General features: G+C 55.0%; 26 protein-coding genes. 12 read left to right on the plus strand and 14 right to left on the minus strand.

Annotation, left to right across the window (positions count from 1 at the left end; translation table 11 throughout):
• Nucleotides 1–80: 80 nt before the first annotated feature.
• The 14 genes from HFN16_RS10465 to HFN16_RS10530 form a co-directional block, all read right to left on the minus strand.
• On the minus strand, nt 81–2,381 hold the full coding sequence (locus HFN16_RS10465; RefSeq protein ID WP_168890701.1) for a PAS domain S-box protein: 2,301 nt from the start codon (nt 2,379–2,381) through the stop codon (nt 81–83).
• Nucleotides 2,382–2,442: 61 nt separating this feature from the next.
• A complete protein-coding gene (locus tag HFN16_RS10470; protein WP_168890702.1) occupies nt 2,443–4,419 on the minus strand; it encodes a response regulator in 1,977 nt (658 codons plus the stop codon).
• A 75-nt stretch (nt 4,420–4,494) separates the two neighbouring features.
• Nucleotides 4,495–4,848 (minus strand): response regulator, encoded by a 354-nt coding sequence (locus HFN16_RS10475; protein WP_168890703.1) that lies wholly within the window; start codon nt 4,846–4,848, stop codon nt 4,495–4,497.
• 246 nt (nt 4,849–5,094) lie between these two features.
• Nucleotides 5,095–5,844: a DUF1641 domain-containing protein gene (locus tag HFN16_RS10480; protein ID WP_168890704.1), complete on the minus strand. Its 750-nt coding sequence runs from the start codon at nt 5,842–5,844 to the stop codon at nt 5,095–5,097.
• Between the two features lie 18 nt (nt 5,845–5,862).
• Nucleotides 5,863–7,098, minus strand: a complete 1,236-nt coding sequence (locus HFN16_RS10485) for an FAD/NAD(P)-binding oxidoreductase (protein ID WP_168890705.1) — start codon at nt 7,096–7,098, stop codon at nt 5,863–5,865.
• 96 nt (nt 7,099–7,194) lie between these two features.
• Nucleotides 7,195–8,817, minus strand: a complete 1,623-nt coding sequence (locus HFN16_RS10490; RefSeq protein ID WP_168890706.1) for an FAD-dependent oxidoreductase — start codon at nt 8,815–8,817, stop codon at nt 7,195–7,197.
• Nucleotides 8,818–8,853: 36 nt separating this feature from the next.
• On the minus strand, nt 8,854–9,171 hold the full coding sequence (locus HFN16_RS10495; protein ID WP_168890707.1) for a hypothetical protein: 318 nt from the start codon (nt 9,169–9,171) through the stop codon (nt 8,854–8,856).
• A gap of 408 nt (nt 9,172–9,579) precedes the next feature.
• On the minus strand, nt 9,580–10,005 hold the full coding sequence (locus HFN16_RS10500) for an Rrf2 family transcriptional regulator (protein WP_168890708.1): 426 nt from the start codon (nt 10,003–10,005) through the stop codon (nt 9,580–9,582).
• A gap of 248 nt (nt 10,006–10,253) precedes the next feature.
• Nucleotides 10,254–10,898, minus strand: a complete 645-nt coding sequence (locus HFN16_RS10505) for an ATP-binding cassette domain-containing protein (RefSeq protein ID WP_168890709.1) — start codon at nt 10,896–10,898, stop codon at nt 10,254–10,256.
• On the minus strand, nt 10,891–11,817 hold the full coding sequence (locus HFN16_RS10510; protein WP_168890710.1) for an ABC transporter ATP-binding protein: 927 nt from the start codon (nt 11,815–11,817) through the stop codon (nt 10,891–10,893). Before HFN16_RS10510 ends, HFN16_RS10505 begins: the two co-directional genes overlap by 8 nt.
• 2 nt (nt 11,818–11,819) lie before the next feature.
• The gene (locus HFN16_RS10515) at nt 11,820–12,692 is read right to left on the minus strand and encodes an ABC transporter permease (RefSeq protein ID WP_247648310.1); all 873 of its coding nucleotides are present in this window, start codon (nt 12,690–12,692) and stop codon (nt 11,820–11,822) included.
• On the minus strand, nt 12,689–13,684 hold the full coding sequence (locus tag HFN16_RS10520; RefSeq protein ID WP_168890711.1) for an ABC transporter permease: 996 nt from the start codon (nt 13,682–13,684) through the stop codon (nt 12,689–12,691). The genes HFN16_RS10515 and HFN16_RS10520 overlap by 4 nt, the downstream gene beginning before the upstream one ends.
• Before the next feature lie 54 nt (nt 13,685–13,738).
• A complete protein-coding gene (locus tag HFN16_RS10525) occupies nt 13,739–15,334 on the minus strand; it encodes an ABC transporter substrate-binding protein (RefSeq protein WP_168890712.1) in 1,596 nt (531 codons plus the stop codon).
• A 214-nt stretch (nt 15,335–15,548) separates the two neighbouring features.
• Nucleotides 15,549–16,340, minus strand: coding sequence for a hypothetical protein (locus HFN16_RS10530; protein ID WP_168890713.1), 792 nt, complete (start codon nt 16,338–16,340; stop codon nt 15,549–15,551).
• A 274-nt stretch (nt 16,341–16,614) separates the two neighbouring features.
• On the opposite strand from HFN16_RS10530, the gene HFN16_RS10535 reads away from it, so the two are divergent.
• The 12 genes from HFN16_RS10535 to HFN16_RS10590 all read left to right on the plus strand — a co-directional run bounded on the left by HFN16_RS10535 (nt 16,615) and on the right by HFN16_RS10590 (nt 26,266).
• Nucleotides 16,615–18,015: a sigma-54 dependent transcriptional regulator gene (locus HFN16_RS10535; protein ID WP_168890714.1), complete on the plus strand. Its 1,401-nt coding sequence runs from the start codon at nt 16,615–16,617 to the stop codon at nt 18,013–18,015.
• Nucleotides 18,016–18,283: 268 nt separating this feature from the next.
• Nucleotides 18,284–18,556 (plus strand): hypothetical protein, encoded by a 273-nt coding sequence (locus tag HFN16_RS10540; RefSeq protein WP_168890715.1) that lies wholly within the window; start codon nt 18,284–18,286, stop codon nt 18,554–18,556.
• Nucleotides 18,556–19,083 (plus strand): hypothetical protein, encoded by a 528-nt coding sequence (locus tag HFN16_RS10545; protein ID WP_168890716.1) that lies wholly within the window; start codon nt 18,556–18,558, stop codon nt 19,081–19,083. The genes HFN16_RS10540 and HFN16_RS10545 overlap by 1 nt, the downstream gene beginning before the upstream one ends.
• Nucleotides 19,023–19,646, plus strand: coding sequence for a GNAT family N-acetyltransferase (locus tag HFN16_RS10550; protein ID WP_247648311.1), 624 nt, complete (start codon nt 19,023–19,025; stop codon nt 19,644–19,646). Before HFN16_RS10545 ends, HFN16_RS10550 begins: the two co-directional genes overlap by 61 nt.
• Before the next feature lie 12 nt (nt 19,647–19,658).
• On the plus strand, nt 19,659–19,934 hold the full coding sequence (locus HFN16_RS10555; protein WP_168890717.1) for a hypothetical protein: 276 nt from the start codon (nt 19,659–19,661) through the stop codon (nt 19,932–19,934).
• 108 nt (nt 19,935–20,042) lie between these two features.
• A complete protein-coding gene (locus HFN16_RS10560) occupies nt 20,043–20,522 on the plus strand; it encodes an ATP-dependent zinc protease (protein ID WP_247648312.1) in 480 nt (159 codons plus the stop codon).
• Nucleotides 20,519–21,424: a 30S ribosomal protein S6--L-glutamate ligase gene (gene rimK, locus HFN16_RS10565; protein ID WP_168890718.1), complete on the plus strand. Its 906-nt coding sequence runs from the start codon at nt 20,519–20,521 to the stop codon at nt 21,422–21,424. Before HFN16_RS10560 ends, rimK begins: the two co-directional genes overlap by 4 nt.
• A gap of 3 nt (nt 21,425–21,427) precedes the next feature.
• Nucleotides 21,428–22,507 (plus strand): acyltransferase, encoded by a 1,080-nt coding sequence (locus HFN16_RS10570; RefSeq protein WP_168890719.1) that lies wholly within the window; start codon nt 21,428–21,430, stop codon nt 22,505–22,507.
• A gap of 7 nt (nt 22,508–22,514) precedes the next feature.
• Nucleotides 22,515–23,630, plus strand: coding sequence for a spermidine/putrescine ABC transporter ATP-binding protein PotA (potA, locus tag HFN16_RS10575; RefSeq protein ID WP_168890720.1), 1,116 nt, complete (start codon nt 22,515–22,517; stop codon nt 23,628–23,630).
• Nucleotides 23,620–24,474: a spermidine/putrescine ABC transporter permease PotB gene (gene potB / locus HFN16_RS10580; RefSeq protein ID WP_168890721.1), complete on the plus strand. Its 855-nt coding sequence runs from the start codon at nt 23,620–23,622 to the stop codon at nt 24,472–24,474. The genes potA and potB overlap by 11 nt, the downstream gene beginning before the upstream one ends.
• Nucleotides 24,474–25,238 carry a spermidine/putrescine ABC transporter permease PotC gene (potC, locus tag HFN16_RS10585; RefSeq protein WP_168892337.1) on the plus strand — a complete coding sequence of 255 codons (765 nt, stop codon included), beginning with the start codon at nt 24,474–24,476 and terminating at the stop codon, nt 25,236–25,238. Before potB ends, potC begins: the two co-directional genes overlap by 1 nt.
• The gene (locus tag HFN16_RS10590) at nt 25,238–26,266 is read left to right on the plus strand and encodes an extracellular solute-binding protein (RefSeq protein ID WP_168890722.1); all 1,029 of its coding nucleotides are present in this window, start codon (nt 25,238–25,240) and stop codon (nt 26,264–26,266) included. Before potC ends, HFN16_RS10590 begins: the two co-directional genes overlap by 1 nt.
• The last annotated feature ends 33 nt before the right edge of the window (nt 26,267–26,299 follow it).

A 26,299-nucleotide genomic window follows, 5' to 3' on the forward strand; every position in this document is an offset into this window, starting at 1 on the left:
TTTCAGAGCCCCGGCTATGAAAAAAGGTGAGCCGGGTATTCTCATATATACCACAAGCTGCACGTCGGAGACAGTGACAATTAACTTTTTGTGCTGTCTGCGTTGCAGCTTCGTGGGAAGGAGATCACGAAGCGGGAGCCTTTTTCGGAAGAAGAGGCGCGGATGGTGCCGCCGTAGTCGGTGACAATACCGTAACTGATGGACAGGCCGAGGCCCGTGCCTCTCCCTACTTCCTTGGTGGTGAAGAAGGGCTCGAACAGTTTGGAGAGCAGGTCTCGCGGGATGCCGGTGCCGGTATCCATTACTTCGGCAATGACATGACGGCGGGTGGCCCGGGTACGCAGTGTGATGACGCGGTCAGTGGCATTCCAGTCCTGTTGGCCACACTTCTCGTCAATGGCGTCGCGGGCGTTGAGCAGGAGGTTGATGAACACCTGCTCCATGCGGCTCGGCTCCGCCTGAATGGGGGGTAGGTCATCTTCCAACTGCCAACCGACCTCGATGTCGTGCAACTTGAGCTGCTGACTGAAGAAGTCGAAGGCGCGGCGGATCACGTCGTTGAGCATGACCGGCTCGGTCTCTACCGTGGACTTTCGGCCGAATTCCCGCATGTGGTTGATGATCTTGGTGGCGCGCTCCACGTTGTTGGAGATTTTTTCGCTCATGTTCTCCATGGTCGGGCGGTCCGGCAGCTTGTCCTGCTTCATCTTGCGCTTGAACAGGTTGGCCGCCATCTGGAGCACTGCCAGCGGCTGGTTCAGTTCATGGGCCACGCCGGTCGCCATCTCGCCAAGAGTCGCCATCTTGCTGGCCTGCACGAGTTGCTCGTCGGAGCGGATACGCTCGGAGATATCGGTGACCACCATGAGCAGGACCGGACGATCCTCAAACTGGGAGCGGGTGGTGGAGGTGCTGGCCCAGAACATGTCGCCGTCAGCATTGAGATGCTTGGTCCGCTTGAGGGGCTGTACGTTGTCGATGGCTTCGCGGTTTGCCTTGACCTCGTCAATGGCGACCAGATCAAGAACGGTGCGGCGAATGAGGTTGCCCTTGGTATATCCGTACAATTCGGATGCAGTGTGGTTGCAGTCGAGAATCTGGAAGGTCTCCACGTCGAGGACCAGTACAGCGTTGGGGATGTTGTTGAAAATGGCGTAATACTTCTGTTCGGACGCCTTCAGGTCTTCTTCCAGCCGTTTGCGCTGGGTAATGTCGAGACACATCTCCATGGCGGCCACGATCTCACCTTTCTCATCATATATGGGCGCGGTGTTTACGATCCAGTGGGCCTGCGAGCCATCCTTGTAGTAACCGATCTCCTCGGTGGTGTGCGACTTGCCATCGGCAAAGGTCTTCTCCACCGGACAGACTTCGCACTTGCAGTCGCGGCCTTTGTAGGCGCGGAAACAATAGTCGCCAGGCTTGGCCTGAAAGCGTTCGGCAAAGGTCTGGTTGTATTGCAGGAGGCGGTAGTTGCGGTCCTGTACCGTGATCAGACAGGGGACTCCCTCGAACAAACTCTGATAGGAACCGCGCTGCTTGTGAAGCTCCTCATATTGGGAACCCACTTCAAATGCCATGCGGTTGATGGCCTGCGCCAACTCGCCGAGTTCGTCGTTCTGCTTCACATCGACGCGCACGTCATAGTCGCCCAAGGCGATGCGGCGTGTGGTCTCGATCATTCCTTTGATGGGCGTGTCCACCAGCCAGTAGGTGACCATGAAGAGAATCAGGACGATTGCCACGAGGCTGAACATGACATACTTGGCGTTGTCCATGATCAGCAGCGACAGGTTGCCCTCAATGCTGGCCATGGACACATTCATCTCCACGATGCCGAGGAAGGAATCGTGGCGTTCGGCTACATGGCAATTGGCCGTGGCGCAGCCCGGTTCATTGGGAATGGGGCTGACAATGCGGATGAACCGGTTCCCGGCACTGTCTTCCGTGATGGCGTATCGGTCCTGTAATTCGGCGAAGGCCAGCGGCGGTTCCTGCGCATGGCACATGACGCAAAGGGCGTGGTCCTTGGGAAGCGGGCCGGGCGGCAGGATCAGATCACCCTTGAAGCTGGGGTTGCCTTTCTTGTCATAGATGGCAACCGAGGCAATGTGGTTGAGGTCCTGAACCTCGGCGATAAGGGCTTCGGTGTCCTTACGCGGGTCGAGGCGCATGGCGCTTTTCAGGCCGGCCTTTACGACCTCCGCGATTTCATCGGCGCCGATGGCCGCATTGCGGATGGCGGTTTCTTCGTATCTATGGATATTGACCGAGAACAGGCCAACCATCAGCAGCGCCATGAGCGCAATGATGCTGATGATGATCTTGAGGGCGAGGGAAATCCGCAACCGCATGAAGGTATCGATAAGCTTTTTGATCATGGGTGCTTTCCCTGTCTACCTCGTTGCGAGGCATCCTTCCCGGCTGATGTGAGCCTCGGAATCAGCCGGGGAGGATGACGCTTTGTTGTCCGCATCCGTCTTCTCGGGAGGACGGAATCTGGATGTGGAAACGGGTTCCCTGACCAACGGTGGAGTCCACCTCGATGGACCCGTGGTGGCGGGCGATCACCTGATTGGAGATGAACAGCCCGATACCGGTTCCGTTGGCACCTTTGGAAGAGAAGAACAGGCTGAACATGTTCTCGCGTGTCTCGCGGTCCATGCCAGTACCGTTGTCGGAAATCTCGAAGTGGACTTTCCCGTCCGCTTCATAGGTGCGGAACGTGACCTTGTGATCCTCTTTGGAGCGATCATACAGACAGGCGTCCACGGCGTTTTCCAGAAAGTTGATGAGGGCGGGAACCAGTCCATCGGGATCGGCATGAAACGTGTGATCCTCGTTGGTGAACTCACGCACGAATTCGACGTTGTTCTCTGCGGCCTTGGGCTCAACGGCCTCGGCCAGATCGGTTGCAAGGGTGCCGAGGGCCAGGGGGCGACATTCCAGTTCACGGGACTTGGCGTAGTAGAGGATGTCCATGACCATCTTTTTCATGTGGCCGAGGCGATGTTTGACCACCTTCCATCCCTTTTCCACGCGCTCCATGTCGTCCTTCTGGAGTCCGGAATCCACCCGGTAGACGCCGCCGTCCAGCGCGGTCAGCAATCCTTTGACGCCATGGGACATGGAACCGAGCATCATGCCCAGACTGGTGAGCTGGTCCTGCAGTTGGCGGACCACGGTGATGTTGGTGGACACCTCCACCACATTGATCACCTTGCCTCCTTCATCAAAGACCGGCGCGGTCCAGACCAGTATGTTGTACTGCTCACCGTTCTTGGAGGTGACGATGGTCTCACGGGTATGGGAGCCGCCGTCCTCAAAGGTCTTCTGCACCGGACATTCTTCGCAGATGTCTTCCCGGTTCTTGTAGGCCTGATGGCAGCGATCACCGCGATCAAAACCAAAGTCTTCCCGGAAGCGGTCGTTGGCTTCGATGATCTTCATGTCACGGTCCTGTACTGTAATGTAGCAGGGGACCTGATTGAAAATATGCTCGTACTTCTTCTGGGTACGGACCAGTTCGGATTTGAGGCTGTTTACCTCGGAGATGTCGAGGGCCACTTCCATGACCAGTGTGACCTTGCCGTCGTGACTGGTGATGGGCGCGGTGTAGACGATGGCCGGAATCTCGGTGCCGTCCGTTGCCATGAGCGTGGCTTCGTCGCGGCCGCCGGACTTGGTGGAAATGGCCTGAAAGACCGGGCAACTGCCCTGGCCTGAAAAATTCTTGTAGATGGAGCGGCTGGATTCTCCGGCGAGTTCTCCGAAACGGCTGGTAAAGGTGCCGTTGGCCGTAACGATCTTCATCTCCGGTGAATGGATGGAGATGTAGCAGGGCAGCTCGTTGAAGACGCCCTGATCGTCGAGGTCCGACAGACTGGTCATGGCTGTGGCTAGGCCTTCCATCACCTGCTCAACCGCAGTCTGGCGTTCCAATTCCACGATACGGTCGGACTTCTCCTGCACCAGCTTTTCCAGATTCTCGGTGTGTTCCTTGACCTGCCTGCGCAGGAGAATCTTCTCCGTCACCTTGTCCAGCGCGATGGACAGGATGTCATCGTCAATGGGCTTGGTGATGAAATCAGCAGCGTCGAGCTTGAGGCTCTCGATGGCGAGCTGCATATCGCCGTGGCCGGAGATCATGATGACCTCCACCTCCGGGGCCTTTTTCTTGACGGCGCGGAGCAGGGCAAGGCCGTTCATGCCGGGCATCTTGATATCCGTGAGGATGATGTCCGGGCGCGACTCCATGAAGGAGGCAAGGGCGGTTTCGCCGTTTTCCGCAGTGCGGACAGAGTATCCGAGGTCGGCGAGAAGCATCCCGAGCAGATCGCGGATATCTTCTTCGTCGTCCACCAGTAATATTGTCATCCTTGCGCGGTCGTCTTCAGTGATGGCCTTGGCTGATTTCATGGCAGAGTCGCTTTGCTAAGTGGCCTGCGCACGGAAGGTTCCGCACGCAGGCCGTTGTATGAACAGGATTGTCTGTTAGCCGAGGATGGCCTGAACCTCTTTGAGGAGGTCGGCGTGTTCCACGGGTTTGGTCAGGACAGGGACGTCCTTGGACAGTGCCGGAGGACGGGGGCCGACGCCGCTGATGACGATGACCGGGGTGTCGCGCAGGGATTCTTCCTTGCGCAGCCCGGCATAGAACAGGGTGCCGCCCTTTTCGGGCATGTCCATATCGAGGGTGATCAGGTCCGGCGTCTCGGCCTTGACCTTTTCGAGCCCTTCAGTGCCATTGAAGGCGGTTACTGTCTCAAAATCGTTGTCCTGGAAGAACTCTTCAAGGAACTCGACGATGGCGGGATCGTCATCGATGATCAGTATTTTCTTGCTCATAATGCACCTCGCAAAGTGTGCCATGGGCCACAAGGGAGAAATGGCGCGAGATGAGTGACCTATGGCTGTGTTTGGCCCGCAGGCTTCCACTGGGGCCCATGCCGCAGGGGCTAGTTCCATGCCCCCATTTCCACTGCGTGCACAGTGGAGCGGCATGGGCCGTCGCGGAGTCCTGGCAAGCACCAGAACAATTACGGGCTGTATCAGGTACAGGGCGGAAGCAGAGGCTTCCGCCCTGTGTGATCGTTACTGCTTGGCTTCGGGCTTTTCGACTTCTTCAGACTTTTCGGACTCTTGGGTCTTTTCGCACTTCAGGCCGCAGGGCTGAACTTCATCAACCTTGGGGACTTCCATGCCGATCTTGCCGAGGGTCTTGGTCATTTCGAGCATGATGCCAAGGCCGCGCTTGGCGTCCTTGTTGTTCATGCCCAGACCCATGCCGACGAGGCCCTTGGGCTCGACCTGAGTGAGGTCCAGTTCGGAGAACGCATTGGCTGCGCCTTCGACCATCATACGGACCTTCGGGTCGCCCAGCTTCTCGAGCATGCCGACAAGGAAGACGAAGGAGTCGCCCATGTTGCGGATGTTCTCCACACCGTAGGTCTCGGCGACCTTGGCGCGGATCTCGATCATGGCGCGGTAGGTCTCGAAGACACCCTTCTGCTCCAGTTCGTCGAGGAACTCGATCAACTGCGGGACAGAGGAGTGCATCAGCGGCTCCACGGTCCTCCACAGGTCGATAATGTCTTCCATCTTGTCGAGCATGTAGGTCAGGTTCTTGAAGCTGACCATCAGCTTCTTGATGAACGTGATCATGTCTTCCAGCTGGAAGCCGTGTTCGATGGAACCGAACTCGTTCATCAGGACCTTGAAGCCGTCGTGGAAGATCGGCGTCAGGTCGTGCATCAGCTCATCGGAGCCTTTCGCCTTCTCGGTCAGGTAGGCGATGTTCGCCTCCATGGCCTCAAGGCGTTCCAGAATTGCTTCATTACTCATAATATCGCCTCCGACCGGTTATTTGCCTGCCATGTGGCGCATCTTACCTGCCATGAACATCTGGGACTCGAGCGGCAGCTCGTGACCCTTGAGCATCAGGTTGAAGTATGCCCACTTGAACATCATCTTGCCCCAGTAGTTCTGGTGGTTCTCACCAAGCAGGGCAAAGGGTCCGAGACCCGGGAACGGGTACTTACCCGGCAGCGGCTCGACTTCGTAGTTGAAGTCGATGAGGTATGCCTTTTCGTAACCGGAGACGATGAAGCAGGTGGAGTGACCGTCGAACTCGGGACGGGCTTCCTGGCCATCCATTTCGCGGAGCATGTTGTCCACGACGATGTCAGCCTGGTAGTGAGCAACGGAGCCGGCCTTGGAGGTCGGGCAGTTGGTGGCGTCACCGATGATGTACATGTTTTCGTACTGGGTGGACTTCAGGGTGTGCTTGTCGGTGTCCATGTAACCCATGGGGTCGGTGATACCGGAATCCATCAGCACCTGAGCACCGAAGTTCGGCGGAATGGCGACGAGCAGGTCGTAGGGGACTTCGTTGCCCATGACGTCTTCGATGACTTTCTTGCCAACGTTGACGTTGTCGATGGTGAAGTTCGGGGTGACGATGATATTTTTCTCTTCACAGACGCGACCGAGGATTTCTGCGGCCACGGGCTTGGTGAAGGCGCCGGTCAGCGGGGTGACCAGTTCGATCTCGATGTTGTCACGCACGCCGTTGACGGTGAAGAACCAGTCGGCGAGGTAGACGAACTCAAGCGGTGCAACAGGGCACTTGATGGGCATTTCAGCGATGTTCAGAACAACGCGGCCTTCCTTCATGTACTTCCACTTCTTGAAGAGGGCTTCGGCACCGTCGGGGGTGTAGAAATCGTGGATGTCGCCGCGCCAGTCGTCCATCATGCCTTCGATCTCGTCGGGCATGATGCGGCAACCGGTACCAACTACACACCAGTCGTATTCGTACTTGCCGTTCTGGGTGCTGACGACCTTCTTCTCGGGGTCGACGTTGGTGATGGTATCCTGAACAAAGTCGACGCCGTGCAGGAAGTCAGCCTTGGGCTTTTCGCAGTCATCAAGGGTGTAGATGCCAAAGGGAACGAACAGCCAACCGGCCTGGTAGTGATGCTTCCAGTCACGGTCGATGACGGTGATTTTCCACTCTTTGGGATCGAGCTTCTCACGCATCTTCGTTGCGACCATGGTTCCGCCGGCGCCAGCGCCGAGAATAACCAGTTTTTTCATGCTAGGACTCCTTTAAAATGTTGTATTAAAAGATACATTTCCGAGCTGCCATGGAACTTCGAGGCAGCCAATTTCCAGTGTTGGGAGAGTCGGGAACTAGACCTCGACTCCAGACTGCTTCACCGCAGCCATGCCGCCGTCCACATTGACCACGTCTTCGTAGCCGGCGTGTTTGAGCACCACCTGCGCCTCGTAGGAACGGGTGCCGGTGTTGCACAAAAGTATGATTCTCTTGTCTCTCGGGACTTCATCGAGACGGCGGGCCAGTTCTCCCTGCGGGATGTGATTCCAGAACACGGGATGGCGATTGAGATACGGCTCGGCATTGCCCAGCTCGCGGCAGTCGAGGAAGAAGTCGTTGCCGGTTTCGCGCTCTGCCCACTGCTTCTCGAACTCCTCGGTGGAGATGCCTTCGTTGGTGCCCATCAGGATGTTGTCCGCCACGTTGGCCACGGTGTTGAGCACGTCCATGGCCGAGGCAAAGGGCGGTGAGTAGGCCACTTCCAGATTGGAGATGTCGTCAATGGTGGGCTGCTGCGGCAGCAGAGCTGCCACGGCGCTGATGCGTCCGCACAGGGCTTCACCCATGCGGCTCAAACCCTGAATGCCCAGCACCCGGCGGGTGGGGGCGTCAAAGACCAGCTCCAGCGTCATCAGTTCTGCGTCCGGCATGAAGTGGGCGCGGTCGAACTGGATGACCGTCGAACTCATGGGGGTAAACCCACAGTGGCGCGCTGCTTCCACGGACAGCCCGGCTCCGGCGACCGTAATATCGGTCAGCGGGATGGAGTAGGCGCTCACTGGAGTGAGCTGCGTTGCCTCGCTGCCTTCCAGCATGGCGGCCAGAATGTTGGCCTGACGTACAGTCGTGGAGGCGACCTGAACGCCCGGCACCGGAGACTTGCACATCTCGCCGAGGAAGGAAGCACACTTGCCGCAAGCGAAGATGTTCGGGTCCTGTGTGCGCAGGAGCGCGTCAACGATAATGCCGTTCACATCGTCCGTTTCCAGCCCTGCCTCTGCGGCGAGGTAGGATACGGCCATGTTCGGCGTGGCATTGACGATCCGGTCTGCTTCAAATTCGCCATTGTCGGTGATGGCGATGAGCGAGTCGTTTTTCGCTTCAATTTTCGTGAGGTGAGTGTCTTCGTGGAGCTTGACCCCGGATTCGGTGAGGTGATGCTTCACCATCCGGAACAGATTGTCAGAGAGCGGCGTGGTGTTGGTGCCGTCTTTCTGAATGATCATTTCGATTTCGCAGTTGCCTTGTCCGAGCAGTACGGACGCGGCCAGCAGCAGGTTGAGCCCGCTGCCCACCACTAGGTGCTTCCCCTTGGCGGGGATGAGGCGGACGGCATCTGCCATGCTGCCCAGGCGAATAATCTTGGAGTAGTGATCGCCGGGCACCTCCAAGTCTGCCGGAGTAGAGCTGGAGGCGAAGACGAGCTTGTCGTACGCCATGAAGGACTCTGCGCCAGTGATGTCGTCACGGACATTGACCCGTTTGTTCTCTCTGTCCACGCCAATGGCGCGCAGGGTTTCAGGGAATTCGATGCCGCGACCGAGGTATCGCTCCATGGTCATGCAGGTGAATTCCGGCAACGGGTTGATCTCGGGGTAGAGAACAGTGGCCTTGGTGTCAGGATTGGAACGCAGATATTTGATCACGCCATTAAGGCCTGGTTCATCTGCTCCAATGAGTATGATCTGCTCTGACATTACTGACTCCCTTGCGTGTGAGTTGTTGAGGTCGAATCAAACGGTGAGCCCGTTCTGGTTCCAGAGAACCAATGACAGGGCTTCGTTTGCGGTGAGGAGTCGGGAAGAGGGTGCTTGACGGAAGCGGGGCGCGAAACGGGGCAACGTCTCGCCATGCCCGCTTTTGCCGTCATGCTTGCCGGTGTATGCGGTTCCAGCATTGTGTATCTCGCTGAGGGACTGGAGAAAGGAATGCGCTGGTTCCACCTTCGTTCCGGCATAGGAGTAGGGGGGCGTGAGGGGATATCGCCCGTCCCTAGGAAGGGTTTGAGTGGCTGACATGATGTCAGACCGGAAATTTTTGGAGCTCTTCATGGGCTACCACCACTTGTTGTTGGAATCTTTCGACTCCGTATCCGCGATTGGGCCGATGAACTGCGCGGCCCTTTATCTGGATCTTTTTAATTTAGATTAAATCAATCCAGATTAAATCAATTCGGATCTGGTTAATCCGGATTGAACGAGTAGGGATTAACTTGAAAAAACGAATTGTGTCAAGTGTGTGAATGAAGAAATATAGACAGTTAAATCAGAATGTTGAATCAAATGTGAAACAGATTGCATCTTTTTTCACATGGCTTCTTGACTTTTTTAGTCGGGATTCCGCGTTTGGAATCAAAAAGAATGGAATAGAGAAAATGGTGGGGCCGGACAAAGAAAATCGCCACCGTTTTGCGTGAAAACGGTGGCGATCGAAATGGTCGTTTTGGGTGTTTAGGGAAACTAGTCTTCGAGCGGAAGGCCGTCCGGATTGTTCATGAGGTCGGCCAGTGTGATGGAGTCGAGTTCCTTCTCAAGTACGTGGGAAGCACGTTGCCAAACCTTGCGTGTCAGACAGATGGGGGACCGGTTGCACAGTCCTTCATCAGTAACGCAGTCTGTCAGGCTGATGCCGCCCTCCATAATGCGGACAACATCGCCCACGGAAATGGAGCCGGGGTCCTTATCAAGTATGTGGCCACCTGCGGCACCGCGCACTGATTTAATATACCCTGCCTTCTTGAGAGGTCTGAGAATCTGTTCAATGAACTGAACCGTGATTCCGGTAGACTCGGAAAGAAGGGTGGTGCGTTGCGGCTGGTCCGTCTCGCGCAGGGCGAGGTCCAGCAAAAGGCGTGTGGCGTAACGGGATCGTGCGGAAAGTTTCATAGTCCTTTGGGAACCGGATTGTGGGTGAAGACAACAAATCCTGTTGTCGTTGAGGACCGCAACCTACTGCCTAGTTGATTAGGCAAAATCCGTCAAGGCGCTCCCGGAAAACAGACGATTCAATCTCTTTGTACGAAACAGGAAAAAGCCCTGCAATGATTAATTCACTGCAAGGCTTGATTATTCTTCAGGAGTCGAAAGAAATGTGCGCTTCAAATCACTGCATTTCAGGTCAGGCCAAGTGGTTGTTACGCAGCAATTCGCACCACCTTCAGGTGTGTTTTCTTTTCGTTCTGGGGAGCAAATGTTTCGTCGATCCTGTCGGCAACCCGTCCAAGGAGATGGCGATCATGGCTGATGGCGAGGATGCCGACGCCATTCTTTTGGGCCCAGTCAAGCACTGCATCCCAGACCATTGCCTGCGTGTTCGGGTCGAGCATGGCGGTCATTTCGTCGGCAATGAGGAAGCGCGTGGCCGGAGTCATTGCCCTTGCCAGTGCGAGGCGTTGCAGTTCGCCGCCTGAAAGTTCATGCGGAAAGCGGGACAGCCAGTGGGGCTCTATGTTGAGTCTGCGCAGCGTGGCCTCGTCCGGTTTGTACGCTTCAGCAATGGAATTACCGAGTTTCCAGCGGGGATTCAGTGCCGCCTCCGGGTGTTGAAAGAGTAGCTGGACCGGGCAAAATCCTGTTTTCGGCAGTGGTTGCCCCATGTAGGTGACACGGCCTTTTTGCGGGGTGAGGTAGTCAGCCAGAATCCTGGCCAGTGTGGATTTACCCTGCCCGCTGGGACCGGGCAGCCCAACGACTTCTCCGGGCTTGATGGTGAAGTTGAGGTTCTCGAATAGCCAGGGCGCGTTGTCGTATTTAAAGGACAGGGACTCGGCTTTAAGCATGGCAGCACCTCACCTGATTGTCGCCAGTTTTGCGTAAATGTTGCGACTGCGTCTGGCAGTTGTCTGCCCGTTTGGGGCATCGTTCGCAGAAGACGCACCCTTCCAGACTCATGTCATTCAACGGCTGATTACCTTCCAGAAAGTAAAATCCGTTTTGCGGCAATGCGTTCCAGAGAGCTTGCGAATAAGGATGTTTGAGGCCGTCTGCGTTTCTGAAGCTCTTTGATGGAGCGATTTCAACAGTGGTCCCGGCATAAATGACAGCGACCTTGTCCGCGATATCCACGGCAGCATCGATGTCATGGGTGATGAGCATGATCCCTTTGCCTGTGTCGGCCAGTTCTCTGAGATGGCGTAATGACTGCTTGGCGACCATGGGGTCGAGGCCGGTCGTTGGTTCATCGGCTATGAGCAGGGAGGCGTCCCCGGCTGTGGCCGTAGCAGTAAGCACCCTGCGGGCCATGCCGCCTGATACTTGGAATGGGAACATGGTCTTGACCATTTCCTTCAATTGGTATCGTGAAAAGGCTTCATCTCTGCTCTTGGATGCGGTGCAGCAACATTTCCCGCTCAGGCGTGATGCCCGGTAGACCTGGCTGCCTACTCGAGAAAGCGGGTTCAGGTACGCAACGGACTGCGGAATGAGCGCTATGGACTTGCCGCGCAGTTTGCGAGAGCGGCGGTTGTCCAGAATGTCGCCGTTGAAGATCAATTCCCCTTGCCTGCGGGCATTGGGGGGCAGCAATCCCAGAATGGCATGGGCAAGAAGGCTCTTGCCTGAGCCGCTGGATCCGACGACCGCTACAATCTCTCCTGCCTCGATATCCAGAGACAGATCCCGCACCGGACGGATGGTTTTCTTTCTCCAGTTGCCGTCGTAACGGCTGAACTCAATGGACAGGTTTCTGACGGACAGCATGGTTACTCCTGTCGTGTTTTGGGGTCGGTGACGGTGCGCAGGGTGTTGCCCATCACGTCGAAGAGCTTGACCGTAACGAGCAGGGAAACACCGGGCAGGATTGCCAGCCACCAGTATCCGGTCGAGAGATGGCGCATGGATTCGGCCAGCAGGATGCCGATTGACGGGGTGTGCGGAGAGAGTCCGAACCCGAGGAAGGTCAATCCGGCCGCGTGCAGAATGGCGTGCGGGAAGAGCAGGATGAGGCCGATGGTGAACTGGGGGATGATGTGCGGCAGCATGTGCTTTCGCGCGATCCACCAGGAGGAACGCCCCAGCTTGCGGGACATTTGTACGTACTCCGCATGCTTCAGTTGCAAAACTTCAGCGCGGATGATGCGCGCCAACCGGGTCCAGTGGGAGACGGCCACCGCAATGATGACGCCGGTTGCGCCACCACCGCATGCGAACGACACCAGTATGAGCAGCACCAGGTGCGGAGTTGCCATGACAAGGTCGATGAGGGTGGATACCACGGCATCGGTTTTTGGTCCCATGGTGGCGGAAAGCGTACCGAGTACAACGGAAACGATGGAGCTGATGGTTGCCGCCAGCAGGCCGATGGTCAGACTGCGGCAGAGCCCCGTGACCGTTCGCACGAGCATGTCACGGCCCAGCCAATCCGTACCGAACGGGTAGGCGAGAGATGGGGCCAGTTTCTTGTTCATGAAGTCTACACTCAGCCCGGAGTCACCCATCATGAAAGCTGCGGTGATGAGGACGGAGAAATAGATCAGGCACAGACCGAGCTTCCAAAGAACCCGTCCCCGTCCATCGAGGAGGCGAAGCCTGTCCAGCACGGCGTATGTTTGCATGGAGAGAGTTGCAGTGCTCATTTTGCTTCCTCCGCGCCGATACGAATCCTGGGATCAAGAACCCCGTAGAGCATGTCGGCGATGAAGTTGCCCAGAAAGACAAAGATGGCGCTGAAGAGGGTGATTCCAAGCAGCAGCGGCACATCTCCGCGAATGCCCGCTTCAACCGTGGCCTTCCCCAATCCGGGATATGAGAATACCTGCTCGGCCAGAACGGAGCCGCCAAAGAGCTCGCCAAGAGAGGCGAACTGCAGGGTGATGGCCGGGAGCGCCACGTTGCGCAGGGCATGACGCCATGCGACGCCCGCCCGGGTTTCTCCCTGGGCAAAGGCGAACAGCGCGTATTCGCTGTTCATGGCGTCGACCATCTTTTCTCTGGTGTGCAGGGCAATCTGGGCAATACCGATGACGGAGAGGGTGGCTGCCGGGAGAATGAGGTGGTGGATGCGCTCCCAGATGGTTGCATCAGCGGGCGAGATGCCCGTGGGGGTGGCGCAGCAGATCGGCGTTATCCCGAGATAGACGGAAAAGATGGCGAGCAAGACGAGGCCCATCCAGAAGGAGGGCGTCGAAGCAAGGGTATACGCATACAGCCGAATTCCGCGGTCGAGCCAGGAGTCCCGCTTCATGCCCGCGAGCACGCCGAGCACGAAGCCCAGCACACCGGAGATGAGCCATGCCGAGGCCATGAGCCAGAGCGAAGTCACGAAGCGCTTGCCGATGACCGCTGATACGGGCTCATTGAAAATAATGGATGTGCCGAGATCGCCTTGAAGGACGTTGCCTGCCCAAATGAAAAATCGCTCAGGTGCCGGTTTGTCCAGCCCCCAGCGATCGATAATAAGCTGCTCCTGTGCCGTGCTGATCTGCATGCGGTCTATGCCGATATACGCAGACACGGGATCGAGCGGGGAAAGGGAAACGAGAGTGAAGGCCAGCACTGAGACAAGGGACAGTATCAGTGCAAGGCGGCCAGCCTTGCCGAGGAAAAAAGAGGATGAAATTGCGCTCATGGCTTTCCTTTGCATGGCGGCGTGACCGAAGCCACGCCGCCATAGAGGAGGTGATTAGTCGACCCATGTCCATTTGTGAATGTTTGCAGTGATAGGCCATCCATGTCCATGCGGTTCAACTTGAGAGGTCCCCACGTCGAGATGGGTGCTGATGAAGTAGGTGTGGTCGAGGTTGACCAGCCATGCCCACGGTGCGTCACCTTTGGCGTTGGAGCCTGTGGTGCCGTCCCACTGGGCTTTCTTCCAGTAATCCAGAGATTCTTCGTAGCTGGCAGCGGTGATCGCCTTGTCGAGGTAGCTGTCTACCGTGGCGTTTTTGTAGTAGCCGGCGTTGTTGTATCCGTCGCCTGCATGGTGACTGCTGTAGAGGTGGTATACCTCGATGGGATCATGGCTGCCCCAGCCGAAGACGATGACGTCGGAATGCATGCGTTGCTTGATTTCGTCCCAGCTGCGCTTGCCTTCAACGTTCGCCTTGATGCCGATGCCCTTGAGCATGTCGGCGCAGGCCAATGCCAGGTACTGACGGATAGCGCGAGTGGCAGGGTAGATGATGGTGAATTCTGCTTTGATGCCATCCTTTTCAAGGATGCCGTCGCCGTCAGTGTCCTTCCAGCCTGCATCGGCGAGGATTTTGCGTGCAGCTTTCGGGTCGGCGTCGTTGATCTTGTTGGCGGAGTTGTCCCAGGGCAGACCGTCGCAGGCTCCGTAAGCAGGGCGGCCAAAGTCTTCCAGAATGCCGGATACCAGCAGTTTTCTGTCTACTGCGACATTAATGGCTTTGCGGATTGCCGGGTCGGCTGTGACATTGTTGCCGATAGGCGCACCCGTGTCGGTCTTCTTTCCATTGACCGGAATAGTCGGGAACATGAGGCCACGGTTGTCTACGCTTTTGACGGCATGCATCTTCATGCCGGGGATGGTTTGCACAGCCAGAGCCTGGGGGACGACGACGGCATCGACTTTGCCCGCTTTGGCCGCAGCAAACGAGGTGTCCTCATCAGTGAAGAGGAAAACCAGACGTTTAAAGTGAGGCTTGCTGTCGTAATAATACGGATTGATCTCTGCAATCATCTGCTGGCCTTCGTTCCATTCTATCATCTTGTAGGGGCCGGAGCCGATGGGATTGCGGGCATAGCCCGGGCCATGGGTGGCCTTGGGGACGATGCCGAGGCTGATGAAGCGGTTGATGAAGGTCGTGTCACGTTCCTTCAATTTGAATTCGATTTCGAAATCGTCGATGGCCTTGGCTGAGCTCATTTGAATGAGGTCTACCTTGCCGCCTGCGTTGGCTGCCGTATTGAAAGTGTATGCAACATCTTTCGCGGTCAAAGCGGTGCCGTCGGAAAATTTGGCGTCCTTGCGGATTGTGACGCGCCAAGTAAGCCCGTCCTCTGAAAGCGAGTAGTTAGTGGCAAGATCCTTGACGATATTCAGGTTCTCGTCACGCTTGAGCAGCGTACTCTGGAAGAGGGGGCTTCCGTACCGACCCCAACCCAGAGTCGGGTCATAGCCGTCAGCTGGTTCTCCCTTGATGGCGAGGGTGAGTGAGTCTTTGGCAAATGCAGGTGAGCACATGAGTATGGCAAGGCATATCGAGCAAGAGACAATGATTAAGCGACTTGAGAAGAGTCGGTTGAATGGTAACATTTAGCCCTCCGTAAATACGAATATTGATTTGATTTGCGTCGAGTAGCACTAATCTAAAAAAAGTGTCAACAATGAGGTACGAAATTATTAGTCGTATTCGTGAAGAGGTGCGCCTTGCTTGAATCAAGCTGGGGCTTGGAAGAAAGATAAAAAACAAGGGTTCAGCTCTGGAGCTGAACCCTTGTTTGATTGCTAGTACTAAGCGTTTGTCGATCTAGTTGAACAGGTCGCTGATGGTGCCCCGGATCGCGTCTTTGAGCTCATCTTTGGTGGCCTGTTTGGCGTCCTGGCCGATCTCGGCGGCGTCATCATCCAGTCCCATGTCGCTGCCTTCAGCCTGCTGGGGAGGCTGTTGCATGGTGACCTGCTGGGCGCCGGACGGTAACTCATAGTATGAAGACTTGAGGTTCTTTACCTTGAGACTGGAAAGGCGCATGGAATCACCGTAGCGGAGGACCCCGCCGTAACCCATCTTCTGGGCCTCTTCCAGCGAGTCGTCGAAAGCTTTGCTCTGGTTGTTGTTCATCCGGGTGGCCACGGCAATCCATCCGTTGGTGAGTTTCTTGAGATTGGAATGGCTGCACAGGACGATTTCATCCCGGCTTACGACCTTGCCGTCTTCAAAGACTACGGCTTTGTATACGGACCCGCTGTATCCGGCTACTTTTTCCGTCTTGCCGGTCTTTTCGTAACGGACGTCGTATTCGGGGGCGCTGTCTCCGCCGCCGAACATGCTTGTGAAGCCGCCGCCCATGCTATTCATCTGGGCCATGTCCATGACATGCCATTTGCCTTCGTCATCGCGGTTGACCGAGTACACCTTGTCGTCTTTCAGCAGCATGTAGCTGGTGGGCGAAGTGTCCATTCGAACGTGATTGGAATCGCGGGTGCATAGGGTCATCATATTGCCGTCAGAATATTTGTAAGTGGCAATGATGTCGGACCCTGCCTGCGCACAGACAGGCATGACCAGTGTCATGCAAATGAAAAACAGAAATTTACGCATATCTCCTCCTCTTGTAATTCCCCAATAGAGTGACCACCCCTCATGGACCACACATTAATGTATGCTTAGTAGCATCGTCACAGATTCTTGTCACATTAAATGTAGGAATCCCTATACTGCTCCTCAATAACAGTGTTTTTGTCTTTCCATTCCATGCTATCTCATTACTATGTATGGGGTGGTTCGCATGCTTCGGCAGCGATGGTATGGATTTCAACCAAGATTGTTGCGCCTTCCTCGCACTGGCTGTAAATACGCATGAGGAGAATCGGCTATGAGAAAAATGATCGTGATTACGCGCGATGGAAGTCGTTCGGAAGAGATAGGCGACCTGCTCGACCAGGATGAGCATATCCTGACTGAGACCAGCACCAGTGCATCGGAGATCGATGACGATCGAGAGATAGACACGCTCTTTGTTGACGTGGATGCCTTGCTCGCGAAGGACAAGTCAATTGCGAAAGCGCTGGAAGGGTTGTGGTCTCACTATCCCTCTGCTGCCATCGTTGTCATGGCCGACGAAGATAACACCGGGGCCGCGGTCGATGCGGTCAAGGCGGGCGCTTTCGACTATCTTACCCATCCTATTGAGAAGGAAGAGCTTGATCTCGTCGTCGAGAAGGTGCGCGAGTCCGATGTGCTTCAGTCGGAGCTGGACTATCTGCGCGGTCAATTCTGGAACGAAGATTCTCTTGAGTACGTGGACACTCGCAGCAAGGCCATGCGGGATGTCTTTTTAAAGATCAGGCAGGTGGCAGGTACTCGCACAACCGTGCTGCTTACCGGCGAGACCGGAACCGGAAAAAGCCTGATCGCCAAGCTGATCCATGCCCACAGTAACCGCAAGGACATGCCGTTCATCAGTGTCCACTGTGGCGCCATCCCCGATACGCTCGTAGAGAGCGAACTCTTCGGGCATGAAAAAGGGGCCTTCACCGGGGCTGTGCGCCGTAAGCTGGGCAAATTCGAGCTGGCCCATGGCGGCACCATTTTTCTGGATGAGATCGGCACTGTCAGTCAGTCGGTGCAGGTAAAACTCCTCAACGTCATTCAGGAGCGGGTAATCCAGCGAGTGGGCGGCGAAAACGACATTCCAGTCGATGTGCGAATCATTGCCGCTACCAATGAGGATATGAAGCAACTGTGCGAGGAAGGAAAATTCCGGCGCGATCTGTTTTACCGGCTCAACGTCTTTCCTGTGCGAATCCCCTCCCTGCGAGAACGGTTGGAAGACATCCCCAGACTGTCAGAAGGGTTTATCCGGCAGTTCAATGGTCTACTCAATACGGAAATCAAAGGTCTCCATCCTCAGGTCCTTGATACCCTGCTGGAATACGAGTGGCCCGGCAACGTCCGTGAACTGGAGAATGTCATCGAGCGCGCCTGCATTCTTGAAACCGAGGAAGTATTGCACGCCGAGAGTTTTCCCCCTGATCTTATGGACACCCAGGGAGAAGTGGTGACATCTCCGGTTAAGACAGACTTGCCACTCAAAGAAGCGCGCCAGATCACGGTGGATAAATTCGAGAAGCAATATCTCTCCAGCCTGCTTGAACAATGCAACGGTGTCATCAAAACCACTGCCGAGAAGGCCGGTGTGACCACCCGGCAGTTGAATAAATTGATGAATCGTCATGGACTTCAGAGGTCTGATTTCAAAAAGCGGAATCTTTAGTTCTCTTTGATGGCATAGTGAGAACTATAAGTTCTTATTGCGACTTAACTATTTAAATTTATATTGTATTATTGTGATTATACCATGTCCCCGTAATTCGAATTTGCAGGGTGTGGGTGCGGTTTAGTTCTTCGCTTGTAGTCATTTCGGAACTTTAAGTTCTTACTTCGTAAATCGAATTTTTTAAAAACACAGCAATATCAACCACCTGCGCTTCTGGCACGTCCTATGCTAAACGCCTCTCGATTTTTATTAATCGAGAAGTGACATGAAGCAAACCACCGAACTCAATCAAAGCTACAGAGAAACCATTCGCGGAATGGTTGTCCCTGCCAATTGGAATGACCGGTTTCAAGTAACCGGTGTTCTTGTTGCGTGCCATGACGAGAGAGAGGTCAAGGTGGAGAATCTGGAGAGCTTCCCGAATTTGCAGGCACTCGCTCAGCAAGAGGCTGTGTTTACAGGCCTCGTTCGTAAGCAGGACGGAATGGAGTTCATCTTTTTGGAGGACTTCACACTGGTCAGCAGGGAGAGCGAGTAATGAATAAAATGACTGCCACTGCTTCTGTTTTTTGGGTGGTGGTGTTTTTGATGACGTTTGCCTTGCATGCTCTCGCCGAGGAGGCTCAAGACGCTCCTGTGTACATCAGGGGGTTGGTGGTCAGTTCAGGCAATGAACTGCTTATCAATGATGGTGCGCAGGATTTTATCCTCCTCGGTGTGGAGCCCTTCGATTACGAAGGGAAGATTTGCGAAGCATTCGGCGTGATTGGTTCTTTGGATGAGATGCCGACCATTAAAGTAAGAACCATCACGATTATCGCCGATGAATATCCCGACGATGACCTCGTTGGAATGAATGGGAGGATCGGCTCCTCCCAGTTCGACTCTGCGCTTGTTGACCATGCGAATGATTGCCTCTTCGGCTCTGTTGGCATCACCATGCTTCACCTGAGCAGATTAAGCCTCCCTATATGGGAAGGGAGCGGCATGCGGAAGAGAGGAAGGTGCGACAGACAAACTACTGCATGCCGCTTCCAACATTCATCAAAGCTCAGGACTATATGATGGAAACAACGACAAATGAGATTTTTGAGCAGCACGAGATTCAGGAAGTGCGAATTGTCGCCGGTATAACGGCTGACGATGTTGAGACTTTTTTGAATATGGCTGCTGCGAGTGGTTTGTTCTCTTCGGATGCCATGATGACTGCTGAGGATATGGCATGGGACAGCGCATATGGGGATGGTAACGAGTCTCACTCGTTTCTCAAGGCGGTGATCAACGACTCCGGCAGTGAGAAGGCGATCGCATTCATCTGCTTTGGTCCCATCCCTTATTGGCCAGGTAACTATGAGATGTATGCCATTGTCGTGGAGCCGCAATTTCAGCGACTCGGAATCGGCACTGCCTTGGTCTCGGAAATGTTCCGGCAAACCACTGTGGAAACGGGCAACCGCGTCTACCTCGAAACAGGGACGGAGAAGAAATTCGAAAATGCCCGCCGTTTTTATGAGGCTAACGATTTCATTCAGCAAAATCGGTACATCAAGCAATTCACACCTAACGATGGAGGCGTTGTCTACTGCTACGACATCACCTCCGACACGATTGGTGAGCAACCCCAATAACCCGGAGGAACCATGGCTTTGGACATCTACGAAGACTCTCTCTATGGACAGCTGATTCCCGCGGACTGGAATAAGGAGACTGTTTCCAGCCTAATCCTTCTTGTGGACGGGGAAGAAGAATTCACCATTGAAAACAACGAAGAAGGTGAAGAGCTTTTGGATTACATCGATAGATGGATCACGGCAGAAGGCATCATCACCGAAACCGACGAAGAATTGCGTATCAAGGTGCGCAACTACACACTTGAAGACGAGATGGACTACGAGGGTGACGATGCCTGGCAATAGCCTTGGTCGTAAACAGACTTTTTATCAGGGTTGTCCCAACAGGACGTCCTTTATTCCTTGCGTCGATTCCATGCGCAATTCTTTGGACACGACGTAAGGAGCCGACCATTGAGTACTCAAAAGCAACCGAAAATGATCATCGGGTGGCGAGAGTGGGTCTCGCTGCCCGATTTTTGCGTTCCCGGCATCAAGGTCAAAGTCGACTCCGGGGCTGCGACCTCGGCGATACATGCCTTCGATATCGTTCCCTTCGAGCGTGATGGAGCACAATTCGTACGGTTCAACATTCATCCGCTTCAGGGGAGACACGATATCTCCATTCCCTGCGAAGCACCGCTTGTTGATCGGCGAAAAGTGACCAATTCCGGCGGGCAAAGTCAAAAAAGATTTGTGGTGAGAACCACTTTGGAGATTGTAGGGCGGCGATGGTCTATCGACCTGACCCTGACCAATCGGGACCAGATGAAGTTCCGCATGCTGCTTGGTCGCTCTGGCATGAGTCAAAGGCTCATCGTCGATCCGCAACTCTCCTATCAGGCAGGAAAATACAATTCAGCAACCTTTTACCCGACACTCTTCAACGAATGAAAATAGCTATCCTCTCTCGAAAACGGTCCCTGTACTCCACTAACGCTCTGGTGGAGGCGGGCAAGGCAGCCGGGCATGACATGCGTGTCATCGATCCGCTTCGCTGCTACATGAACATCGCATCTCACAACCCCATGATTCACTACAAGGGCGAAGACCTGTCGGATATTGATGCCGTCATTCCTCGTATTGGCGCTTCCGTCACCTTCTATGGAACAGCGGTTGTCCGCCAATTCGAAATGATGGGCGTTTACAGCCTGAATGAATCCGTAGCCATTACCCGCTCCCGGGACAAGCTGCGCAGCATGCAGCTTCTTTCCCGCAGAGGCATCGGCCTGCCCGTCACGGGCTACGCCCACTCCACCAAGTTCACTGACGACCTCATCGAGATGGTCGGCGGTGCGCCGCTGGTGGTCAAGTTGCTGGAAGGCACTCAGGGAATCGGCGTGGTGCTCGCAGAAAACAATCAGGCCGCCAAAAGCGTCATCGAGGCGTTTCAGGGCGTCAAAGCCAACATCCTTGTGCAGGAATATATTCGGGATGCCAAAGGGCGCGACATCCGTTGCCTCGTCATCGGCGGCAAGGTCATCGCCTCCATGCAGCGACAGGCAGCACCGGGAGAATTCCGCTCCAATCTGCACCGTGGCGGCACTGCTTCCACTGTCCGCATCACCCCGGAGGAGCGCTCCACAGCCGTCCGCGCCGCCAAGATCATGGGATTGAACGTCTGCGGTGTCGACCTGCTCAGAACCAATCACGGTCCGGTGGTGATGGAGGTCAACTCCTCTCCCGGCCTTGAAGGTATTGAAAAAGTCACTGGCAAAAGCCTTTCCGGGAAAATCATCGACTTCATTGAAAAGAATGCCAAGCCGGGCAAGACCCAAACGCGCGGCAAAGGATAGACCATGGGTATCATCCGCCTCCTGCTCGCCATCGCCGTTCTCAATTCGCACTTCACTTTTGTAGAAGTGCCCATTGTCGGCGGGCATGAGGCGGTACTTGCCTTCTTCGCCATTTCCGGATTCTACATGGCTCTGATTCTGGACACGAACTATGCATCAGCTAAAGGCTTTTACATGGGACGTTTCCTTTCGTTGTACCCCATGTATGTTTTGGCCCTGATCGTCAGCATCTCCTTGCTGACCACCTGGAACATTCACCCCATGATCGGAATGGACCAAATCCGTACCCTCTTGTCAGACCCCTTGTCTTTCTTCCTCATGCTGTGGACATCCGCCTGCGTGTTCGGACAAGAGTTGCTGTTCAGCTTAGCCGCTTCGCCTGACGGCGGGCTGCATTTCGTTACTGCCAGCAAGCACGGTATTTGGGCTCACGCACCGCTGATTCAGGCATGGTCCCTTTCCTTGGAGATTCTGTTTTACGCGTTGGCTCCACTTCTTGTCCGGTTGAGCTCTCGCTCCTTGATTGGGCTCGTGGTCGCCAGCATCGCCGCCAAGCTGCTGATCATGAACAGCCCCTATGCGGACGTGGTGTTTTTCAAGCGGTTCTTCCCGATAGAGTTCTGGCTGTTCGGCAGCGGCATCCTTGCCTACAGATTCTATCGCACCCTTGCTCCCGGTCGCGAAGCAATCGACTACTTTGCATTCATCTTTGTGGTTGGATTCATCTTGGTCGTCGGCGATGTTGATGATGCCCTCAAACCTTTTGCGCTCCCCGTGGCGACTTTACTGGCGCTTCCTTTTGTTTTCAGAGCCTTCCAGGCGCTTCAATTTGACAGAAACATGGGGAAGATCAGTTATCCATTTTATCTTCTTCATTTCAGCGTCATAGCCATTTTCGAGGAGTATTGGGAGGAGCCTTCGGGATGGCACATCCTCGCGTTGACCCTGGTGGTCGCCACCCTCGTTCACCTCATCTTCAATCCGGGCATTGAACATTTCAAGCAAAGGATGCGCAGGCAAAAGCAGTCGTCTTTCGACGGCGAACTGGTTGTTCAGCCAGACATTTCAATCATCAAGCCATAATTAAACAATGAAAAATGTCATAACACTATCCAAAGTCAGCAAATCTTTCGATGGGGATGTCGCCATTGAAGATGTTTCCCTGTCCATAGCCGACGGTGAGTTTCTCACCCTGCTTGGACCGTCCGGTTGCGGCAAGACAACCGTTTTGCGGCTCATAGGTGGCTTTGAAGAATGCGACAATGGTGAGATCCATATTGACGACACTTCAGTGGCAGGCCAGCCTCCCGAAGCTCGGCCGGTGAACACCGTATTTCAGAGTTACGCCTTATTTCCGCATATGAACGTGTATGACAACGTGGCCTTTGGCCTGCGAATTGCGGGAATATCCGAAGCGGAGATCGCCAGCGAAGTCCCCAAGGCGCTCCAGTTGGTGCGTCTTGAAAAGATGATTCGTCGCATGCCTTCGGAATTGTCTGGCGGTCAGCAGCAGCGTGTAGCCATTGCCCGTGCCATCGTGAACAAGCCACGCGTTCTCCTGCTGGATGAACCGCTTTCCGCGCTGGACTATCGCCTCCGCAAGGAGATGCAGAAGGAACTCAAGGAGCTGCAACGCACCCTTGGTATCACCTTTGTCCTCGTCACCCACGATCAGGAAGAGGCATTCACCATGTCCGACAGGGTCGTGGTGATGAATGAGGGACGCATTGAACAGATCGGTAGCCCCAAGGATGTCTACGAAGATCCTGCCAATCTTTACGTTGCCCGTTTCGTAGGTGAGATCAATGTGCTCAGCGGGATAATCACCGGAATTGGCGAGACCAACTACAGCGCCGAGGTCGAGGGCGTGTCGGTCCTGGTCAAATCCAAACGGGATTTTGCAGTGGGGGACAAAATCCATGTCCTGCTGCGCCCGGAGGACTTTCGTGTCGAGGTGATGCGGGAGGTCAAAGACGACCCTGAGCTGGCAGAGAAGTTTTCCAAGGCAATGCTCAAAGGGACAGTGGATCGCACCTTCTACAAAGGTGCCACTTATGACGTGGACATCACCTTGGATGATGGCAAGAAAATTCTTGTTTCGGAGTTCTTCGACGAGGATGCCGAGAACCTCTATTTTCATGCTGGAGACAAAGTTGCCGTAGGCTGGTTTGAAGGCTGGGAGGTGGTGCTGCCCTATGAAGGATAGCCGCTTGTTCAAACGGTTCATCATCGGGGGTGTTCTCGGGTGGATGACATTATTCGGCGCCATCCCCACGTTTCTGCTTGTGGGGGTCAGCTTCCTGAGTCGTCACCCTGACAACCTCGTTGAGCCAACGTTTTCACTGACCAGCTATATGCGGTTGTTGGAGCCGGAACTGGGAGCCATGGTTCTCCATTCCCTGTTCCTTGCAGCAACAGCCACATTGCTTTGCCTGCTCATCGGCTATCCGTTTGCCTACATCTCTGCTCGTGCGATCAAGCGCTACTCCAGACTCATGCTTCTGCTGGTCATGATCCCGTTCTGGACCAACAGCCTCATCCGCACGTACGCCATGGTCGCGGTCCTCAAGGCTGACGGAATCCTGAGCAAGACGTTGCTGTTTCTTGGTATCATCGATGCGCCCTTGAAGATCATGTACACTCAGACGGCGATCTTCATCGGACTCATCTATACCTTGCTGCCGTTCATGATTCTGCCGCTGTATGCAGCCATCGAGAAAATCGACGGCAAGCTTGTTGAGGCGTCCCGCGACCTCGGCGCGAGCAAGTGGACGACGTTCCGCAAGATCACCATACCGCTGTCCATGCCGGGCATCGTGTCCGGTTGCATGCTGGTGTTCCTGCCTGCGCTGGGCATGTTCTACATCCCGGACATTCTTGGCGGTGCGCGTACCATGCTGCTGGGCAACTACATCCGGGACCAGTTCCTCGCGACCCGCGATCTTCCCATGGGAGCAGCCGCATCCATTGCCATGACGTTGATCATGGGCTGCATGCTGGTCCTGTACTACCGGAGCGTCCGCCGATCCGGCAGGAGGGCAAGGCTGTGATGAAACTCCTCAAATCAGCATATGTGGGATTGGTCTACCTGTTCCTCTACCTTCCGCTGGTTGTCATGGCGGTCTATTCCTTCAATGCTTCGAAATACTCGCTGTCATGGAAGGGCTTCACCCTGAAGTGGTATGGCAAACTTTTGAGTAACACGACGTTGCTCGACGCAGCGGTTCGCTCCATGACCATCGCGGTGGTGTCGGCCACGGTCGCCTGTCTCATCGGCACTCTCGGTGCCTTCATGCTGCACCAGTACCGATTCAAAGGAAGAAGGGCGGTCTTTGGCGGTGTGTTCGTCATGATGATGTCTCCTGACATCGTCATCGCCATTTCGCTGCTTGTCCTCTTTCTCGGAGCCGGTTTTACCTTGGGATTCTGGACGCTGCTCATGGGGCACGTCACCCTCTGCGTGCCGTTCGTGATCGCGACGGTTTATTCCCGTTTCAGAGGGTTCGACCGATCCGTGGTCGAAGCTGCCCGCGACCTGGGGGCGAGTGAATACCAAGTATTCCGAAAGGTCGTCATTCCCATGGCGATGCCCGGTCTCATGGCGGGCTGGCTGCTCAGCTTCACCCTTTCTCTGGACGACGTCATCATCAGCTTTTTCACGACGGGGCCGACTTATGAGGTGTTGCCCCTTCGTATCTATTCAATGGTCCGTCTTGGAATCAAACCCGATGTCAACGCGCTCAGCGTGGTGATGATCGGAATCACAGTGGTCGCTGTCATCCTGTCCCGGCGACTGCTCAAGGAGAAACGATAATGAAAAAAACTCTGTTGGCCTTTGTTCTTGTGCTGCTTTGCGCTCTGCCTTCCTTTGCCGGAAGCGGCGAACTGTATCTCTACATCTGGTCCGAATACATTCCGGATGAAGTCGTTGAGAACTTCACCAGGGAAACCGGCATCAAGGTCCACCTGTCCACTTACGACAGCAACGAGGCCATGTACGCCAAGATCAAGCTGGCTGGCGAGGGCTACGACCTCATCGTTCCTTCTTCCGATTATGTCAGTCTCATGCGGCAGCAGGGGCTTCTTCTTCCGTTGGAGAAAGGCAAGCTGCCTAACTTCGCCAACCTTGCTCCCCAGTTCGTGAACCAGTCCTTTGATCCGGACAATGCCTTTTCCATTCCCTATATGTGGGGTTCCACTTCCATCACGGTCAACACCGGCATGCTCGGCAACAGTGCTGTTACTTCCATTGCTGACCTGTGGAAACCGGAGATGAAAGGCAGACTGCTGTTGCCCAATGAACCGCGCGAGGCTTTCGCTCTTGCCCTGAAGAAGCTGGGATACTCTGTCAACGAAACCGACCCTGCACACCTTGAAGAGGCATATCAGGAACTCAAGAAGTTGATCCCGATGGTGCGTGTGTTTGATTCTGATTCCCCCAAGCAGGCATTGCTTGCAGGTGAGGTTCTGATCGGGGTGGTCTGGAACGGTGAAGCGTTCATCGTCAACGAGGAGAACCCCGACTTCCAGTACATTTATCCGCCCGAAGGGTTCAACCTGTGGGTAGACTCCTTGTGCATTCCCAAGGGGGCGAAAAATGTTGATGAAGCTCACGCATTCCTGAATTACCTGATGCGTCCCGATGTCGCCGCGGCCATCAGTACCGAGATGGGCTACTCGACTCCCAACGCCAAGGCTATGGAGTTGATTCCGGAAAATGTTCGGAATAATCCCATCGTCTATCCGTCCGAAGAAGATATGGCCCGTGGGGAGTTTCAGGATTATCTCGGTGAAGCCATGAAGCTGTATGATGACTATTGGGTGAAGCTGAAGACTCAGTAACGTAATCAAGCCACGGTGCATGTCCTGCGCCGT

This window comes from Pseudodesulfovibrio sp. zrk46 (assembly GCF_012516435.1).
GTDB lineage: Bacteria > Desulfobacterota > Desulfovibrionia > Desulfovibrionales > Desulfovibrionaceae > Pseudodesulfovibrio.